Consider the following 16,298-nt stretch of genomic DNA (forward strand, 5'->3'; position numbering starts at 1 on the left):
GGGACACAGCCTAGTTTTCCGCCCGCGCCGAGATCTGACGGATCGCCCAGCCGTTGCCGTCCGGATCGCTGAAGAACACGAAACCCAGGATTTCCAGAGCTTTTCCACTCTGCTCCAGCCGGGACGCGTCGCCGTCGAGTGCCCGCACGTCACTGACCTCGACACCCCGGGCCGAGAGCCCCGCGGGCTCGGCGACGATGTCGGCCACCACCAGCTGCAGCCCGGCTCCATCCCCGTCGCCGCACCCAGCACGATCGAGCAGCCCTATCCCGGCGGGGTGATCTGCACGTACCGCACACCGGGCCAGGGCTCGACGTCATGGTCGACGGGCCGGCCCATCTTCTGCTCGCAGAGCTCCTTGAACACGTCGACGTCCCGGGTCGGCACGGCCACGACCCCCAGCGTGTAGTCCATCTGGTCTCCTCCAGGCTTGAACATCTATTGATCTAGTTGGGAAACTCGTCGTCGCCATGACCGATCCCCTTCTGCGCCACGCCACGCCCACCGACACCGCCGCGATCATCGACCTGCACCACGCCGCCCTGCGCTCGGTGATGGCCGACGCCGGCCCCGGCCCCGGGGACGACGACCTGAACGACATTCGGCAGCACTACCTCGAGCCGGGCGGCGAATTCCTCGTCCTGGAAACGAATGCCCAGATCATCGCCATGGGAGCCCTTCGCCGCACCGGCCCCACCACCGCCGAGGTCAAGCGCATGCGCGTGCATCCGGACCATCAGGGCTCGGGGCACGGACGCCTGCTGCTGAACACCCTGGAAGAACGAGCCGTGAGCCGAGGGATCCGGAGCTGACACTGGACACGACCGAGCGCCAGACGGCCGCGATCGGGCTCTACCGGAGCGCGGGGTACGAGCTGTTCCGGACCGGAACGGTTGCAGGATTCCGGTCGCAGTTTTTCCGGAAATCCTTGATGTAGCCTTTACTTTGGGACACTGCACGCTCACTGTCCCGCGTTCGGAAATACGCCGAAAAGGCCATCCGGAGGTACCTAGACTCGCCGCCATGAGTAGCTCACAGTTGGACAAGGTCACGGGTCGGGTGCATCGCATGGAGAAGAGGCTGACGATGGACAAGGAGCCACCCCACGACCGGCTGTCGGTGACAGACCTCCGCGTCGACGGTTTCAAGAAGCTGGTCAACGAATGCCGGGCGGACCAGGCCGACAATCATCGCGTCCTCGTGGCCCTCGAGAACAAGACCGGCCGGGTCGATCGAACGCTCACCACGGTCGACGAATCAGTCAGCCATCTGCGCACCGACGGGGCGGAGATGCACGAAGACATCACCGATATCCTCGGCGGGCAGAAAGATGTACAGCACAAGCAGGATCAGCTGCTGGGTGATGTCGGTGCGCTCAAGGAGCAACAGACCTCCCTGGCCGGCGACGTCGCTGTCCTCCAAGAGCAGCAGGCCGGCATGGCCAGCGACATCAACCTCGTCAAGCGCGGCCAGAGTGAGATGCGCGCAGACATCGCGCTGCTGAAGCGCGGTATGACCACCATCCAGACCGACTTCTACCTCCTCAATGCCGGCCAGGACAGGCTGAATGCAGACGTCGAACTTCTCAAGAACGACGTCGACCTCCTCAAGAACGACGTCACTCTCCTGAAGGAAGATGTCCGCCTCCTCAAGACCGACGTCACCGTTCTGAAGGAAGACGTCCACATCCTCAAGACCGACGTCCACACCCTGAAGGAAGATGTCCGCCTCCTCAAGACCGGCCAGGACGAGATACTCAGTCTGCTGAAGCATGTCGCCGCGAAGGTCGACACGAACAGCAACTGACACCGCACATCACCGGTAGCCGGGCCGCCCGCGACGTTGGGGGCGGCCCGTCCGGTTTCTCCAGCGGCTACGTTGCGTAGTGGGACTTAGCTCACTGGTACAGGTCGCGAGGTGCGGCGCACGATGGACAGTATGAATCGCACCGAGTGGATCCAGCAGTATGCGGAAGCTTGGCGCGGTCGGGATCACGAGGGCGTGGTTGAATTGTTCGCGGTCGACGCGGTTTACCACTCCTCCCCCACCGGCGCGCCCTATCGAGGTCATGAGGAGATCGCGGCCTACTGGAAACGGGCCACGCACACCCAGACCGATCTGAAACTCTTCCTCGGCGTACCGATCAGTGACAGGCGCCGCACCGTGGTGGAGTGGTGGGCCACGATGCGCGACCCGGACTGGACACCGCGCGCCGCCACGTCCGAGGTGACACTGCCCGGCTGCCTCGTGCTGACCTTCGGCGAGAACGGTCTGTGCGACGAGCTCTGGGAGTACTACAACCCGGTCTTCGGGAAGACGGTGGACGCACCGGCCGGGTGGGGTGCCTGAGAACAACTGCACGAGCAACGGACGCGGCCCTCCCCGGAAGGGGGAGGGCCGCGTCCGTTGCTCGAAAACTCAGGAAAACTCAGCAGGCCTGGTAGACGTAGCCCTTGCTGCCCTTCGGCGACACGTCGACGTCGCGGCGCACCACCGAGAGCCGGCTGCCGTACGCATCGCAGGTCTTCGTGAAAGCGCTCTTGGTGTACTCGATCACGATGACGTGGTTACCGTAGACCTTGGTGTAGTCGCCGCACTCGTCGTAGCGGCCGCACTCCTCGGTGACGGCGAAGTCCAGCCCGGCCTTCTTGCCCTGCGTGCCGAGCTCGACGGTGTTCTTCTGCCCGATCGCCAGGCCTGCCGTGTGGGCGCGGGCGGCCAGGAGCTTCGTGAAGGCCACCGCGTTCGCCTTGGTCAGCAGCTTGCCCGAGCGCGTGTACGAGTCCAGGTTGTCCGGCTCGACGGCCTGGTAGCCCTTGGTCGCGCAGCCGGTGAACCACTTACCCACGATCGCCGCGAGCTGCTTGCGCTTGGCCGCCGTGGAGGTGTCGAGCATCAGCTCGTCCCAGTCCTCGTCCACCACGTAGTCACCGCTGCTGTCCTTGAGCAGCAGGCTCGGGTGGTTCTTCTTCCACCACTTCTCCTCGCCCGGCTGCACCTGGAACGCGTTGACGTAGCAGATGTTGTACGCGCCCTTGACGATCTTGGCGGTGCGGTCACGGGTGACGATCTTCGTGCCCGCCGGCGGGGTGTAGGCACCGCCCAGCTGGTAGTCGACCTTGCCGTTGACCGGCGGGAGCTTGTAGGTCTTGGCCGCCGCAGCAGCAGTGGCCGTGGTGGCAGCGACCTTGGGTGTGGCGTCGGCACCCGACATGGTGAAGTACGCGACCGCGCTCAGCGCCACGACCGCGGCCAGTCCGAGCGCGAGCAGGCGCTTGAGGTTCAGGGCAGGGGACACCGGGTCTCCGAACGTGCTCAGCGGCCGGCCCCGCCTCGGGATGCCCCTGGCGACCGGGTGCCGGATTGGTTACCGGCTGGGCTCGACCACAATTCGTTGTTCACCATGGCGGAAAAGCGCAGGTCAGGTCAACCAGCGGTAACCCGGGCGGGGTAAAACCCGTTGATCTTGCACGATCGGCCCTCCATCATCGCCCTCGTGTCCATCCGTGCTGCCCTCGCCGAGGATCTGCCCCTGCTCCCGCGGATCGAGTGGGCGGCGGGTGAGAAATTCCGGGCGATCGGGATGGGCGGGATTGCGGACGACGAACCCCTCGGCCCCTCCGAGCTCGCCGCGTACCAGGCCGCCGGGCGGGCCTGGGTCCACGTCGAGGACGGCATGCCGGTCGCCTACCTGCTCATGGACGTGGTGGACGAGCTCGTCCACATCGAGCAGGTGTCGGTGCACCCCCGGGCCGCACACCGCGGGATCGGGCGGGGGCTGATCGAGCACCTGGCCGACCGGAGCCTGGTCCCGCTGACCCTGACCACCTTCCGCGACGTGCCCTGGAACGCGCCCTACTACGCCCGGCTCGGATTCATCGTGCTGCACGACCCCGCGCCCCAGCTACGGAAGATCCGGCGCCACGAGGCCGAGCTCGGCCTGGACCGGTGGCCCCGCTGCTGCATGATCAGGCCTGCGCCGCCGACCGCACGGCGGTGACGCGCCGTCACCCGGCGGCCGGCCGACCAGGCCGCTCAGGCCGTGGAGGACCGGCCGTGTCCTGGTCCACCGTCCGGGCCGTGACCGTACAGCGGTGGCCTCAGGCCCGGCTCGACCGCCTCGATCGCGCCCGAGCGCAACGACGCCACCCCGGCCTCGGCCGCGACCTGGGCCACGTAGCCGTCCCAGGCGCTGGGCCCGGTGACGTCCGTGGCCAGCACCGACCCGGCCCAGCGGCCCAGCTCGATGCGGTAGGCCTCGGCGAAGTGGGCGACGAAGTCGCTGCGCACCGCCCGGCCCTCCACCCCGGCGATGCGTGAGGACACCGGGGAGGCCGTGGCCAGCGCGACCGTGCCGAGGGTGCCCACGCACTCGCAGCGCACGTCATACCCGTACCCGGCATTGACGAACACCTCCACGCTCGCCATCACCCCGTTCCCGGTCCACAGGGTGGCCAGCTGGGGGTCGCGGAATCCCTCGCGCACGGGTGACTCCACCCGGATCGCGGTCAGCTGTGACCCGACCAGCCAGGGGATCAGGTCGAGCTCGTGCACCATCGACCCGGTCACCAGCCCGGCGTCGTCCGTGCTCGTGGCGTTCGTGGCATTGCGGTGCACGGCGTGCACCAGGCGCACGTCACCGATCCTCCCGTCGGTGACGGTGCGGCGCAGGTCGACGAAACCGGGGTCGTAGCGGCGCATGAAACCGACCTGGAGCAGACGTTTCCCGGCGCTCAGCTCGGCCTCGACCACGCTGTACGCGTCGCTCGCGGTCACGGCCAGGGGTTTCTCGCACAGCACCGGCCGTCCCGCGGCGATGCAGGCCCGGGCCAGGCCGGCGTGGGTGACGTCGGGCGAGGCGATGACGACGGCGTCGACGTCCGGGTGGCCGATCAGCTCGCCGGCGTCGGCGAACGCCCGGGCCCGCACCGGATCGGCCGCCCGGCCGGCCCTTTCCGGATCGGGATCGAACACGGCCGTGACCCGGGCGGCCGGAACATCGTTCGTGATCGTGCGGACGTGAGCCGAACCCATCGCCCCGGCCCCGATCACCCCGATGCGTAACGGCTGCACGTCAATCCCCCTGCGCTTCGGTGACCGGTGTCAGATGGGGGCGCTGGGCAACCTTGTGCTGCTCGTAGGCGCTGCGGGCCTCCCGGGTGGACGCGATCGTGGAGACCTCGGCGACCGGTACGTCCCACCAGGCGGCGTTGCCGAGTGGTTCCCCCGGGACCGTCTCGACGTGGATCACCGTGGTGTGCGGGGACTTCTGGGCCCGGCGCAGCGCGTCGCCGAGTTCGGGGCGGGTGGACGCGGTGAGCACGTCGGCGCCCAGGCTCGCGGCGTTGGCGGCCAGGTCGACGGGCAGGCGCTCCCCGTCCAGGCGCCCGGACGCCGAGCGGTACCGGTACCGGGTGCCGAACCCCTGCGAGCCGACCGTTTCCGACAGGGCCCCGATCGAGGCGTAGCCGTGGTTCTGCACCAGCACCACGATGAGCTTCACGCCCTCGGCGACCGCGGTGACGATCTCGCTGCTCATCATCAGCCAGCTGCCGTCACCGACCAGCACGTAGACATCCCGGTCGTCGCCCTCGTCGAGCACCGCCAGCGCCACCCCGAGACCGCCGGCGACCTCGTAACCCATGCAGGAGTAGCCGTACTCCACGTGATATCCCTTGCGGTCGCGGGTGCGCCACAGCTGGTGCAGGTCACCGGGCATCGAGCCGGCGGCGCAGACCACCACGTCCCGGGGGCGGGACACCTCGTTGACCGCACCGATGACCACGGACTGGGCCACCTCGTCCTCTGCCGGCAGCCCGTAGACCCGGGTGACCGCCGCGTCCCACTCCCCCGCGAGCCGGGTGGCCGTCGCGGTCCAGTCGCGGGGCGCCGCCCAGCCCCGCAGGGCGAACCCCAGCGCGGTCAGGCCCTCCCGGGCGTCGGCCACCAGCGACAGCGCCGACAGCTTGTGCGCGTCCGGGGCCGATACGTTCAGATTGACGAAACGCACGTCCGGGTCGGCGAAGACGGTACCGGAGGCGGTGGTGAAGTCGCTGTACCGGGTGCCGATGCCGAGCACCACGTCGGCGCGCGCGGCCAGGTGGTTGGCGGCCGCCGTGCCGGTGGCGCCCACGGCCCCCACCGACTGCGGGTGGTCGTACGGCAGCGACCCCTTACCGGCCTGGGTCTCGGCCACCGGAATGCCCGTGGCCTCGGCGAACGCCCGCAGCGCCGCGTCGGCCCGGCTGTAGATCACGCCGCCTCCGGCCACGATCAGCGGCCGGTGCGCGGACCGGAGCACGGCCACCGCCCGCTCCAGGGCGGCCGGTTCCGGCCGGGCCCGCGGCACGTGCCACACCCGGGGCGCGAACAGCTCGTCCGGCCAGTCGAACGCCTCGGCCTGTACGTCCTGCGGCAGCGCGATCGTCACGGCGCCGGTGCGGGCCGGGTCGGTGAGCACGGCCAGCGCGTTCAGCAGGGCCGACGGCAGTTGCTGCGGCCGCTGCACCCGGTCGAAGTACGCCGACACCGGCCGGAACGCGTCGTTGACCGAGACGTCGCCCGCCGCGGGGTTTTCCAGCTGTTGCAGCACCGGGTCGGCGACCCGGGTGGCGAACGTGTCGCCCGGCAGCAGCAGCACCGGCAGCCGGTTGATCGTGGCCAGAGCCGCACCGGTGATCATGTTCGTGGCCCCCGGCCCGACCGAGGTGGTGACCACATGCGCGGCCAGCCGGTCGCGGTGCCGGGCGTAGCCGACGGCGGCGTGCACCATCGCCTGCTCGTTACGGCCCTGCCGGTAGACCAGGGAGCTGCCGGCCAGTTCGCCCTCCAGCAGCGCCTGGCCGATCCCGGCGACGTTCCCGTGCCCGAAAATGCCCCAGCAACCGGTGAAGAACGCGTGCCGGTCGCCGTCTCGGGCCACCTCCTGCGCTTCGAGGAAACGGACGGCGGCCTGGGCGACGGTGAGCCGGACACTCATGGCCGGTCTCCGTAGGGCAGGCGCGGGTCCACGGGCTGGGAGGGCCAGGTCTCCCGCACCCACGCGTGGTCGGGGTCGTCCCGGATCAGCCAGGCCCGCTGCGGTCCGGGGCCGGCCATCACGTTGAGGTAGTACAGGTCGTAGCCCGGCGCGGCCATCGACGGGCCGTGCCAGCCGTGCGGGATCAGGACGGCGTCACCGGACCGCACCTCGGTCAGCACGTCGGTCGAACCGTAGACCCGCTGATAGGCCGGACCCTCGGTCTCGTAGTAGTAGATCTCCTCCAGGCGCGTCTCCCCGTCGCGTTCCTCGTCGTGCTTGTGCGGCGGCCACGACGACCAGTTGCCGCCCGGCGTGATCACCTCGCACGCGATCAGCCGGTCGGCCTCCAGCACCCCCGGCACCCCGAAGTTGTGCACCTGACGGCTGGCACTACTGGTGCCGCGCAGCTCGACCGGCACGTCGGCCGCGGGCAGGTAGGAGGGCGGCAGCCGGGTCGTGCAGACCGCCGAGCACAGTGCGAAACGGCCACCCCGCGGGGAGATCACGCTGAACGTCGAGCCGCGCGGCACGTAGACGACGTCGCTGGGCCCGGCCAGCACCCCCGGCCGCCCGTGCAGGGTGAACTGCACCTCGCCGTCCACGTCCACCGTCGCCGACCCGGACAGCGAGATCAGGGCGACCTCCGCGTCCGGCGTCCTGATCGTCTGCGACCCGCCGGAGGGCAGCTCGAGGATCCGCAGCCCCGCGCGTTCCCACCCCGCCGATCGCGGCGTCACCTCCAGCGTGAAGGCCCCCTGCGCGCCCTCGTGGCGGCGCACCACCAGACGGCCCCTCACAGCAGCCCCACGGTCGAGTCCACGGCGGCCTCCACGTCACCGCCGGGCGGGAACAGCAGCGAGCGGCCCACCACCAGGCCCCGTACCGCCGGCGCGGCCAGGGCTTTGGACCAGGAGGCCAGCTGCGCGCCGTGTTCCGCGGCGTCCACCCCGACCTCGCCCCCGAGCAGCAGCACCGGCAGCGTCGTGGCCGCGACCACGGCCTCCATGTCGTCCACCACCGGCAGTTTCAGCCAGGTGTAGGCCGAGGTGGAGCCCAGGCCGGCGGCGACCGTGGCCGAGCGCACCACCGACTCCACCGACAGGTCGTTACGGACCTTCCCGTCCGGGCCGCGCCGGGAGATGAACGGCTCGACCAGGGCTACGAGTTCGCTCTCGGCCAGCTGGTCCACCGCCCGCGCACAGGAGTGCAGGGTGGGGGCGGTCAGCGGGTCGTCCGGGTCGATGCGCAGCAGCATCTTGCCGCCCTGAAAACCGTGACCGGCCAGCGCCGGCGCGGTGTACCCGGTGAACCGGTCGTCAATCTCGAAGACGGTACCCGCCAGGCCGCCACGGTTCATCGACCCGAACACCACCTTGCCGTCGAGCGCACCGAGCAGCAGCAGGTCTTCCAGCACGTCCGCGGTCCCGAGCACCCCGTCCACCCCGGGCCGGGCCAGGGCCCGCACCAGACGGTCGAGCAGCGTGGCCCGGTCGCCCATGGCCAGCGGGTCGTCCCCGGCCCGCAGGCTGCCCCGGGCCGGATGGTCGGCGGCCACGATCAGCAGCCGACCCGTCATCCCGGCCGGGCGCGGACGGGCCGCCGCCAGGTGGGCGATGTGGCCCGGGTCTTCCATCCGGGTGCGCACGATCGCGGCCAGGTCGCCGGCGGTGACCGCCCTCATGCGGAACGCTCCCGGTAGCTCGTCAGCTCGGCCAGGTCGGGCATCGCATCGGCGCAGGCCAGCTGCCCGGCCACGTACGAGCCCGCGGCATTGGCCAGCGCCAGCGTGCCCGCCAGCCCGTCGCCCGCCAGCAGACCGTGCACGAGCGCACCGCCGAACGCGTCCCCGGCGCCGAGCCCGTTCACCACCTCCACCGGCACCGGCGGCACCGCCACGCGTTCGGCCGTGCTCAGCCGGCTGCCCAGCACCCCGGCCGGGCCCTGTTTCACCACCGCCAGGTCCACCCCGGCGTCGTGCAGAGCCTTCACCGCACCCTCCGGTGACCCCTCACCGACCGCCACCCGGCACTCCTGCAGGTTGCCCACGGCCGCCGTGACGTACGGCAGGGCGCTCGCGATATGCCGCGCCGCAACGCCTTCGGACGACCAGAACATCGGCCGGTAGTCCAGGTCGAGCACCGTGATCCCGGACCGGCCGCGGGCCTCCAGCGCGGCCAGGGTGGCCTCCCGGCTGGGCGAGCGCGACAGGCCGGTACCCGTCACCCAGAACACCCGGGCGGCCCGGATCGCGTCCAGATCCAGCTCGTCCGGGGAGATCTCCAGGTCGGGGGCCTTGGGGAAACGGTAGAAGTAGAGCGGGAAGTCGTCGGGCGGGAAGATCTCGCAGAACACCACCGGGGTGGGCAGGTGCTCCACCGCGTGCACCCAGCGGTCGTCGACACCGAAATCCTTCAGGGCACGGTGGATGTAGCGGCCGAACGGGTCGGCCCCGGTGCGGGTGATCACGGCCGTGCGGCGGCCCAGCCGGGCCGCGGCCACCGCCACGTTCGTGGCGCTGCCGCCCAGGAACCGGCGGAAGCTCGTCACCCGTTCCAGCGGGACCCCGACCTGCTCGGGATAGATGTCGACGCTGACCCGGCCCATCGTGACCAGGTCGAAGGCCGGCCTCATGCGAGCACCCGCCTCAGATAGGCCAGGGAGCGGCCCACGTCGTGCACCGGCCCGGTGCCCGGCGGCGGTTCCTGGCCCAGCATCACGTCGTGCTCGAGCACGTACCAGCCCTGGTAACCGGCCTCTTTCAGGGCCCCGACCAGGCTCTCCAGGTCGACCGACCCCTCACCCAGCACCGTCCACAGACCGTTCGCGACCGCGTCCGAAAAGCTCAGCTCCCCGCCGGTCACCCGGACCGCCAGGGCCGCGTCCACGTCCTTGAGGTGCACGTGTCCGACCCGTTCGGGGGCGGCGAGGGTGATCGCGACCGGGTCGGCGCCCGCGGCCACCAGGTGACCGGTGTCGATGCACAGGGCAATGGACGATCCGGTCAGGACCCGGCGCACCTCACCGTCGCTCTGGATCAGGGTGCCCATGTGCGGATGCACCACGGCCAGGAGCTCCCGGGCGGCCAGATGCTCGTTCAGGCGATCCAGGTTCGCCAGCAGCGTCTTCCACTGCGCCCGGTCGAGTTCCGGGCGCACGTCGTACCCGTCCAGCCCGGTGACCGCCGCCAGCACCACCACCCCGGCCCCCGCCGCCGAGCACGCGTCCGCGAACGCGTCCACCTCCGGCAGCGGGTCGTGCCCGTCCCGGTGCAGCACCACGGGCAGGAATCCACCGACCGCCTGCAGACCGAAATCCGCCAGGGTCGAGGCCTTCTGGCCGGGATCGGCGGGGAGGAAACCGGCCGGCCCGAACTCGGTGGCGCTCAGGCCGAGGTCACGCATCTCGGCCAGGACGCGCGCGGCGGGCATCTGGTAGCCCCAGCCGGGCACCTCGCAGACGCCCCAGGAGATCGGCGCCCCGGCCGTGCGGGAACGCGAAACATCACTCGTCATTGAGCGTTACAGCTCCTCGTTCGACCGTACACGACGCCGTGCGGGAAGGCCTTGCCGGCAACACGGGCCGTCTCCGATCGTCAGCCGCCGATATCGGGATGTCAAGGTTTGTCAGGACAAACGGCCATCCCACGACCCTGCGCGATGCCGGGAAGGTATTGGTCCATGCCCGAACGGAGTTGGACACGCATGAGAGCCGGTTCCTACGCTCCGGGCATCCCCTGTGTGCCTTCTCGAAGGAGAGACCGGGCATGACCAGCACTCCTCGCGCCCTGTTCGCCCTGGTCCTGGCCCTCACCCTCGCCGGGTGCGGGGGCAACCTCGGGGGTGGTTCCGGTGACGCCGCGGCCTTCCCCGACGGCGACCCGATCACCGTCTACGTCGGGCAGGATCCCGGCGGCAGCACCGATCTCATCGCCCGGGCCCTGGCCGAACAGGTCTCGCACGACCTCGGCGTCGCGGTCGTGGTGGAGAACAAGCCCGGTGCCAACGGTGCGCTGGCGGCGCGGGAACTGGCCGGGAAGAAGCCCGACGGGCACACCCTGATGATCTTCAACGGGTCGCTCGCCTACATCACGCCGCTGGCCGTGGCCGCCGGGCAGGCCCCCGACCTGGCCGACTACGACATCGTCACGGGCATCAGCCAGGACGACTACGTGCTGGTCACGACCGCGACATCAGGGCTGAAAACGGTGGACGACCTGGAGGATCTGGGCCGGACGGTCACCTTCGGGACCACCGGAGTCGGTACCGGCAGCCAGCTGTCGCAGGAACTCCTGTTCGCCCAGGCCGGTATCGACGCCACGGCCGTGCCCTTCGACGGCGGGTCACCCACCCTCACGGCGGTGCTGGGCGGGCAGGTGGACGTCGGCTCGATCCAGCTGGGTGAAGCGGTGGAGCAGATCGAGGCGGGCAGGCTCACGCCGATCGTCACGTTCGCGCAGGAGCGGGTGAGCTACCTGCCCAGGACCCCGACGGCGATCGAGGCCGGGTACGACGTACCGGTGCAGCAGTCCCGGGCGGTGTTCGCCCCCAAGGGCACCCCCTCGTCCGTCATCGGTTCCCTGGAAAAGGCATTCGGGTCGGCGTTCGAGGCCGGCACGTACCGGGCGTTCAACCGGGACAACCAGCTCACCCCGAACGAGGTGGACGGAAAGACCCTGCGCACGCAGTGGACCCAGAGCCTGGACACCTACCGGGCGGTGACGCGGGAGCACCGGATCGACCTGGGCGGCGAGCAGTGAGTCCGGCCCCACCAGAACCGGAAGCCTTTCCCGAAACCGAAACCGAAACCGAAACCGAGACCGCCGGGCCGCTCACGAACCTCCTCCTGGCCGGTACGGTCGTCGTCCTCGGCGCGGGCACGGTCGCGGGGGCGCTGTCCCTGGGTGTGGGCTCGGCCTCCCGGCCCGCCCCCGGCTCCTGGCCGTTCCTGATCGGTTGCGCCCTGGTCGTTCTCGGCCTCGCCCAAGCGGTCACGGGCCGGGCAACGGACGACGCGGAGCGTTTCGTTCCCACCTCCGGTCTGGTGGCGGCCGGGCTGGTGAGCATGCTCGGGTTCGCCGCCGTGATCGGCACGATCGGGTTCGAGCTGCCCTCGCTGGCGCTGATGGCGTTCTGGCTGCGGGTGCTCGGGCACGAGACCTGGCGGAGCACCGCCGTGATCAGCCTGGGCACGGTGCTCGCCCTGTACCTGCTGTTCGTGGCCGCGCTCGCGGTGCCCATCCCCCATCTCTTCTGACCTCTCCTCTGACCTCCCGGGAGGCCGACCGTGGACATCGGGCCGGTGATTGACGGTTTCGGCGTGGTGCTGGAACCGGCGAACCTGCTGTACTGCCTCATCGGCGTCGTGATCGGCATGCTCGTCGGGGTGCTGCCCGGTCTCGGCCCGGCGGCGACCATCGCGATCCTGCTGCCCGTCACCTTCGAGATCGAGGCGGTCGGCGCGGTCATCATGCTGGCCGGCATCTTCTACGGCGCGCAGTACGGCGGCACCATCACCTCGGTGCTGCTGAAGCTGCCCGGCGAGGCGTCGTCGGTGGTCACCGTGTTCGACGGCCACGCCCTGGCCCGGCAGGGCCGCGCCGGCACCGCACTGGGCATCGCGGCCGTCGGATCGTTCGTCGGTGGCACCGTGTCCGTCGTCGCGATGTCCGTCCTGGCGCCGGTGGTGGCCGGTTTCGCGCTGGACTTCGGGCCGCCCGAGTACACCGCCCTGGCCCTGCTGGGCATCCTCCTGGTCTCCACGGTGGCCGGCGGCGGACGGCTGAAGGCGCTGATCGCGGCCTGTCTCGGGCTGCTGCTGGCGGTGGTCGGCCGGGACGCCTTCACCGGCGGCGAGCGCTTCACGTTCGGCAGTCTCGACCTGGCCGACGGGCTGGACTTCGTGCCGATCGCGATGGGGCTGTTCGGGCTGGGCGAGATCCTGCACAGCCTGGAGCAGCGGCACCGGGCGGTGCACGCGCCGGTGGCGGTGCACGACGTGTGGCCCTCGCGCGCGGACCTGCGGCAGTCGTCGGGGGCGATCGGGCGGGGTTCGGTGCTGGGGTTCGTGCTCGGGATCCTGCCCGGGGGTGGCGCGGTGATGGCGTCGCTGGCGGCCTACGCCCTGGAGAAGCGCCGCTCACCCCATCCGGAACGGTTCGGGCAGGGGGCGGTGGAGGGGGTGGCCGCGCCGGAGACCGCGAACAATGCCGCCGCGACCTCGTCCTTCATCCCGTTGCTGACGCTGGGCATCCCGGCGAACGCGACGATGGCCGTGATCTTCGGGGCGCTGCTGGTGCAGGGCGTGGCACCCGGGCCGCAGCTGGTCGAGGAGAACCCCGAACTGTTCTGGGGTGTGGTCAATTCGATGTACGTCGGGAACGTGCTGCTGCTGATCATGAGCATTCCGCTGGTCGGGTTGTTCGTGCGGGTGCTGCGGGTGCGCCCGGCCGTGCTGGCGCCGATCACGGTGCTCATCACCCTGGTGGGTGCGTACACGGTGAACAACAGCACGTTCGACATCGCGCTGGTCGTGGCGTTCGGGGCGCTGGGCTACCTGATGAAGAAGCTCGGTCTCGAGCCCGGGCCGCTGGTGCTGGCCTTCGTGCTGGGGACGCTGCTGGAGGACTCGCTGCGCCGTTCGCTGCTGCTGTTCGGCGGGGACCCGACGGGTTTCGTGACGCGGCCGATCTCCGGGGTGCTGCTGGCCGCGTTCGTGGTGGTGGCGTTGCTGCCCCTGGCCCGGGGACGGAGGCGGGAACCCGTGGATCAGGTGCGCTGAACCCCTCAACTCCGGCCTCCTCCCGCCGATCACGGGGGAATAGGAGGGGCGTGTATGCCAGGGGCTGGAGCCGTGGCACGGCGATGGGTCGTGGCCACCGTGGCGTGCTGGGTGCTGCTGGCCGCCGTCATTGCTCTCCCCCGCCCGTCCGGGGCGTTCTTCAGCGCCGACACCGGTACGACGGCGCAGTTCCGGGCCCCGGCCTGGACCCCGCTCTCCGGCCTGTTCTGGTCGGGTGACGACTCCTCCGGCTCGGCCGGGGAGTCCGGGACCGGCGACACCGTGGCCGTACGCGGTGCCACCGCGGTCGCCGGCGGCGGCACGTTCTCGGCCCTGGGCACCGGCTACTACCACTCGTGCGCGATCCGATCCACGAGCGTCGGCGGTCAGGGTCCGGGCACCCTGGTCTGCTGGGGCCGTAACGGCGGGGGCCAGCTCGGGCGCGGTGCCACGAGCGCGCTGGAGTCCACGCCCGGATCGGTCCTGCCGGCGGGGACGACGTGGAAGGCCGTGACCGGCGGTGAGGAGGTCACGTGCGCCCTGCAGAGCTCCCCCACCGACGGCTCGGTGTGGTGCTGGGGCTGGGGCGGCGTCGGCCAGCTGGGCGCCGGGAGCGTCGTGCAGAAGCTCAACCCGAACCGGATCACTTACGGCAGCGGCGTTCCCGAGACCTGGCGCTCGATCAGCGGTGACGGCAACCGGTTCTGCGCGATCGCGACCGACGGCGGGCTGTGGTGCTGGGGCCGTAACACCGACGCCGAGATCGGCGACGGCACGACCACCAACCGCACCGTGCCGGTACGGGTCGAGAGCGGCGCCACCTTCTCGTCCGTGTCCGCGGGGCAGCTGCACACCTGCGCGCTCGCGGCGTCCGGCACGGTGCAGGGCGCGGCCGTGGCCGCGGGGCAGGCGTTCTGCTGGGGCAGCAACTCCTACCGCCAGTCGGGTACGAGCAGCTCCGCCACCTCGGTGACGGTCCCGACGGCGGTGGTCGCGGCCGGGTCGACCGGTGTGCGCACCTGGTCGGTGCTGGCCGCCGGCAGCCGCGCCACCTGTGCCATCACGGCCGACGCGGGTGACAGCACGCGTCCGCCCGGGCAGCTGTGGTGCTGGGGTCAGCTGGGTGACGGCGGTGCGAACACCACCTCCCCGGCGCAGATGGGTACCTCCACCGGCTGGACGTCGGTCGATGTCGGGGGCGACGGCGTGAACCAGTTCTGCGGCGTCGACACCGGGGCGCTGTCCTGCCGGGGCGGTAACTCGCAGGGGCAGGCCGGTGACGGCACACAGACCTACCGCACGACGTGGGGCCCGGTGGGTGGCAGCACCGGCAGCAGCTGGGGCCCGGTCTCGGTGGGCCGGGGCCACGGCTGTGCCCTGACCACCGCGTCGGAGCTGTCGTGCTGGGGGTCGGCCGAGTTCGGGCAGCCGGGCAACGGCGCCGTCTGGTTCCGCAACACGCTGCGCCCGATCAGCAGCGGCACGGCCCGCTGGTCGTCCGTCGACAGCGAGGACACCCACACCTGCGCGCTCCAGGACAGCAACCTGTTCTGCTGGGGCAAGAACACCAGCGGTCAGCTCGGCCTGGGCTCCACCGTCTCGTACGGCACGCCGCAGCCGGTGCCGGGCACCTGGTCGCAGGTCACCGTCGGCTCCGAACACAGCTGCGCGTTGGACACCGACGGGGCGGCCTGGTGCTGGGGCCGCAACCTGGCCGGCGCCACGCTGGGCACCGCGAGCGGGAACTCCACGAGTGTGCCGGCCCCGGTGGTGGTGACCGGCGTGACCGGCGACCGCTGGGCCGGGATCGACGCCGGGCTCAACGCCACCTGCGGCACCCGGTCGGACGGCACCTTGTGGTGCTGGGGCGCCCAGTCGCAGGGGGTGCTCGGCAACGGCGCGAGCAACACCTCGGCGACCCGGCCCACCCGGGTCTCCGGCGGCGGCACGGACTGGGCCGGCGTGCAGGTCAGCAGCAACGAGCACGCATGCGCGACCCGGACCTCGGGCACGCTGTACTGCTGGGGGTCGAACGGGTACGGGCAGATCGGCACGGGCACGTCCGGCGGAACCGTCACCGCGCCGGTCGCGGTGACCCGCCCGTCCGCCGTGAGCGGGGCATTCGTCGCGTACGGGGTGGGGCAGGAGCACACCTGCGCCTTGGACTCCGCGGGGGTGCTGTGGTGCTGGGGCCACAACAACGACCGGCAGTTCGGCACCCCGGCGAACACGGCCGACTCGGCCACCCCGGTGCAGGCCGCGGCCGCCCCCAGCGGCACCACCTGGACCTCGATGGCCGTGGGCGGTAACAGCACCTGCGCCGGGCGCTCGGACGGTGGCCTGTGGTGCTGGGGTCACAACTACCGCGGCAAGCTCGGGCAGGGCAGCGACAACGCCACCGTCAGCGCCCCGGCCCTGAGTTCGTCCAGAACCCCGGTCGCGGTACGGCTGTCCCGGGTCTCGCTCTTCGTCCTGCGCTAGGACCAGCTCGGCTCGGCTC

At 71.0% G+C, this 16,298-nt stretch carries 17 protein-coding genes; 8 read left to right on the forward strand and 9 right to left on the reverse strand.

Translation table 11 applies throughout. The annotated features are described in order from the left end of the window. Positions 1-10: 10 nt before the first annotated feature. Positions 11-211, reverse strand: coding sequence for a VOC family protein (locus LR393_RS33195; protein WP_231489179.1), 201 nt, complete (start codon positions 209-211; stop codon positions 11-13). Positions 212-264: 53 nt separating this feature from the next. Beyond that, the gene (locus LR393_RS33200; protein ID WP_231489180.1) at positions 265-414 is read right to left on the reverse strand and encodes a hypothetical protein; all 150 of its coding nucleotides are present in this window, start codon (positions 412-414) and stop codon (positions 265-267) included. Between the two features lie 56 nt (positions 415-470). Here LR393_RS33200 and LR393_RS33205 point away from each other — a divergent pair, with 56 nt between their 5' ends. The 3 genes from LR393_RS33205 (at position 471) to LR393_RS33215 (ending at position 2,349) form a co-directional block, all read left to right on the forward strand. After that, positions 471-812 (forward strand): GNAT family N-acetyltransferase, encoded by a 342-nt coding sequence (locus LR393_RS33205; protein WP_231489181.1) that lies wholly within the window; start codon positions 471-473, stop codon positions 810-812. A gap of 211 nt (positions 813-1,023) precedes the next feature. Continuing rightward, positions 1,024-1,806, forward strand: coding sequence for a coiled-coil domain-containing protein (locus LR393_RS33210; protein WP_231489182.1), 783 nt, complete (start codon positions 1,024-1,026; stop codon positions 1,804-1,806). Positions 1,807-1,929: 123 nt separating this feature from the next. Beyond that, a complete protein-coding gene (locus tag LR393_RS33215; protein ID WP_231489183.1) occupies positions 1,930-2,349 on the forward strand; it encodes a nuclear transport factor 2 family protein in 420 nt (139 codons plus the stop codon). A gap of 79 nt (positions 2,350-2,428) precedes the next feature. Here LR393_RS33215 and LR393_RS33220 read toward each other — a convergent pair whose 3' ends face one another. Further along, a complete protein-coding gene (locus LR393_RS33220) occupies positions 2,429-3,298 on the reverse strand; it encodes an endo alpha-1,4 polygalactosaminidase (RefSeq protein ID WP_231489184.1) in 870 nt (289 codons plus the stop codon). A gap of 198 nt (positions 3,299-3,496) precedes the next feature. Here LR393_RS33220 and LR393_RS33225 point away from each other — a divergent pair, with 198 nt between their 5' ends. Then, positions 3,497-4,000, forward strand: coding sequence for a GNAT family N-acetyltransferase (locus LR393_RS33225; RefSeq protein ID WP_231489185.1), 504 nt, complete (start codon positions 3,497-3,499; stop codon positions 3,998-4,000). 35 nt (positions 4,001-4,035) lie between these two features. Here LR393_RS33225 and LR393_RS36805 read toward each other — a convergent pair whose 3' ends face one another. The 6 genes from LR393_RS36805 to LR393_RS33255 are packed head-to-tail and all read right to left on the reverse strand — an operon-like array spanning position 4,036 to position 10,533. Beyond that, positions 4,036-5,073, reverse strand: coding sequence for a Gfo/Idh/MocA family protein (locus tag LR393_RS36805; protein ID WP_231489186.1), 1,038 nt, complete (start codon positions 5,071-5,073; stop codon positions 4,036-4,038). A 1-nt stretch (position 5,074) separates the two neighbouring features. Further along, a complete protein-coding gene (gene iolD, locus LR393_RS33235; RefSeq protein WP_231489187.1) occupies positions 5,075-6,979 on the reverse strand; it encodes a 3D-(3,5/4)-trihydroxycyclohexane-1,2-dione acylhydrolase (decyclizing) in 1,905 nt (634 codons plus the stop codon). After that, positions 6,976-7,818, reverse strand: coding sequence for a 5-deoxy-glucuronate isomerase (gene iolB, locus LR393_RS33240; RefSeq protein ID WP_231489188.1), 843 nt, complete (start codon positions 7,816-7,818; stop codon positions 6,976-6,978). Before iolB ends, iolD begins: the two co-directional genes overlap by 4 nt. Further along, on the reverse strand, positions 7,815-8,702 hold the full coding sequence (locus tag LR393_RS33245) for a Cgl0159 family (beta/alpha)8-fold protein (RefSeq protein ID WP_231489189.1): 888 nt from the start codon (positions 8,700-8,702) through the stop codon (positions 7,815-7,817). The genes iolB and LR393_RS33245 overlap by 4 nt, the downstream gene beginning before the upstream one ends. Then, positions 8,699-9,652 (reverse strand): 5-dehydro-2-deoxygluconokinase, encoded by a 954-nt coding sequence (gene iolC / locus LR393_RS33250; RefSeq protein WP_231489190.1) that lies wholly within the window; start codon positions 9,650-9,652, stop codon positions 8,699-8,701. Before iolC ends, LR393_RS33245 begins: the two co-directional genes overlap by 4 nt. Further along, entirely contained in the window at positions 9,649-10,533 is an 885-nt protein-coding gene (locus LR393_RS33255; protein ID WP_231489191.1) for a TIM barrel protein, read from the reverse strand. The genes iolC and LR393_RS33255 overlap by 4 nt, the downstream gene beginning before the upstream one ends. Positions 10,534-10,784: 251 nt before the next feature. On the opposite strand from LR393_RS33255, the gene LR393_RS33260 reads away from it, so the two are divergent. The 4 genes from LR393_RS33260 to LR393_RS33275 all read left to right on the forward strand — a co-directional run bounded on the left by LR393_RS33260 (position 10,785) and on the right by LR393_RS33275 (position 16,279). Further along, positions 10,785-11,777 carry a Bug family tripartite tricarboxylate transporter substrate binding protein gene (locus LR393_RS33260; protein ID WP_231489192.1) on the forward strand — a complete coding sequence of 331 codons (993 nt, stop codon included), beginning with the start codon at positions 10,785-10,787 and terminating at the stop codon, positions 11,775-11,777. Then, complete coding sequence (locus LR393_RS33265) at positions 11,774-12,274, forward strand: tripartite tricarboxylate transporter TctB family protein (protein WP_231489193.1); 501 nt, start codon at positions 11,774-11,776, stop codon at positions 12,272-12,274. Before LR393_RS33260 ends, LR393_RS33265 begins: the two co-directional genes overlap by 4 nt. 30 nt (positions 12,275-12,304) lie before the next feature. Beyond that, on the forward strand, positions 12,305-13,798 hold the full coding sequence (locus LR393_RS33270; RefSeq protein WP_231489194.1) for a tripartite tricarboxylate transporter permease: 1,494 nt from the start codon (positions 12,305-12,307) through the stop codon (positions 13,796-13,798). 72 nt (positions 13,799-13,870) lie between these two features. Further along, positions 13,871-16,279 (forward strand): RCC1 domain-containing protein, encoded by a 2,409-nt coding sequence (locus LR393_RS33275; RefSeq protein ID WP_231489195.1) that lies wholly within the window; start codon positions 13,871-13,873, stop codon positions 16,277-16,279. Positions 16,280-16,298 lie beyond the last annotated feature (19 nt).

This window comes from Kineosporia mesophila (assembly GCF_021129235.1).
Classification (GTDB): Bacteria; Actinomycetota; Actinomycetes; order Actinomycetales; family Kineosporiaceae; genus Kineosporia; species Kineosporia mesophila.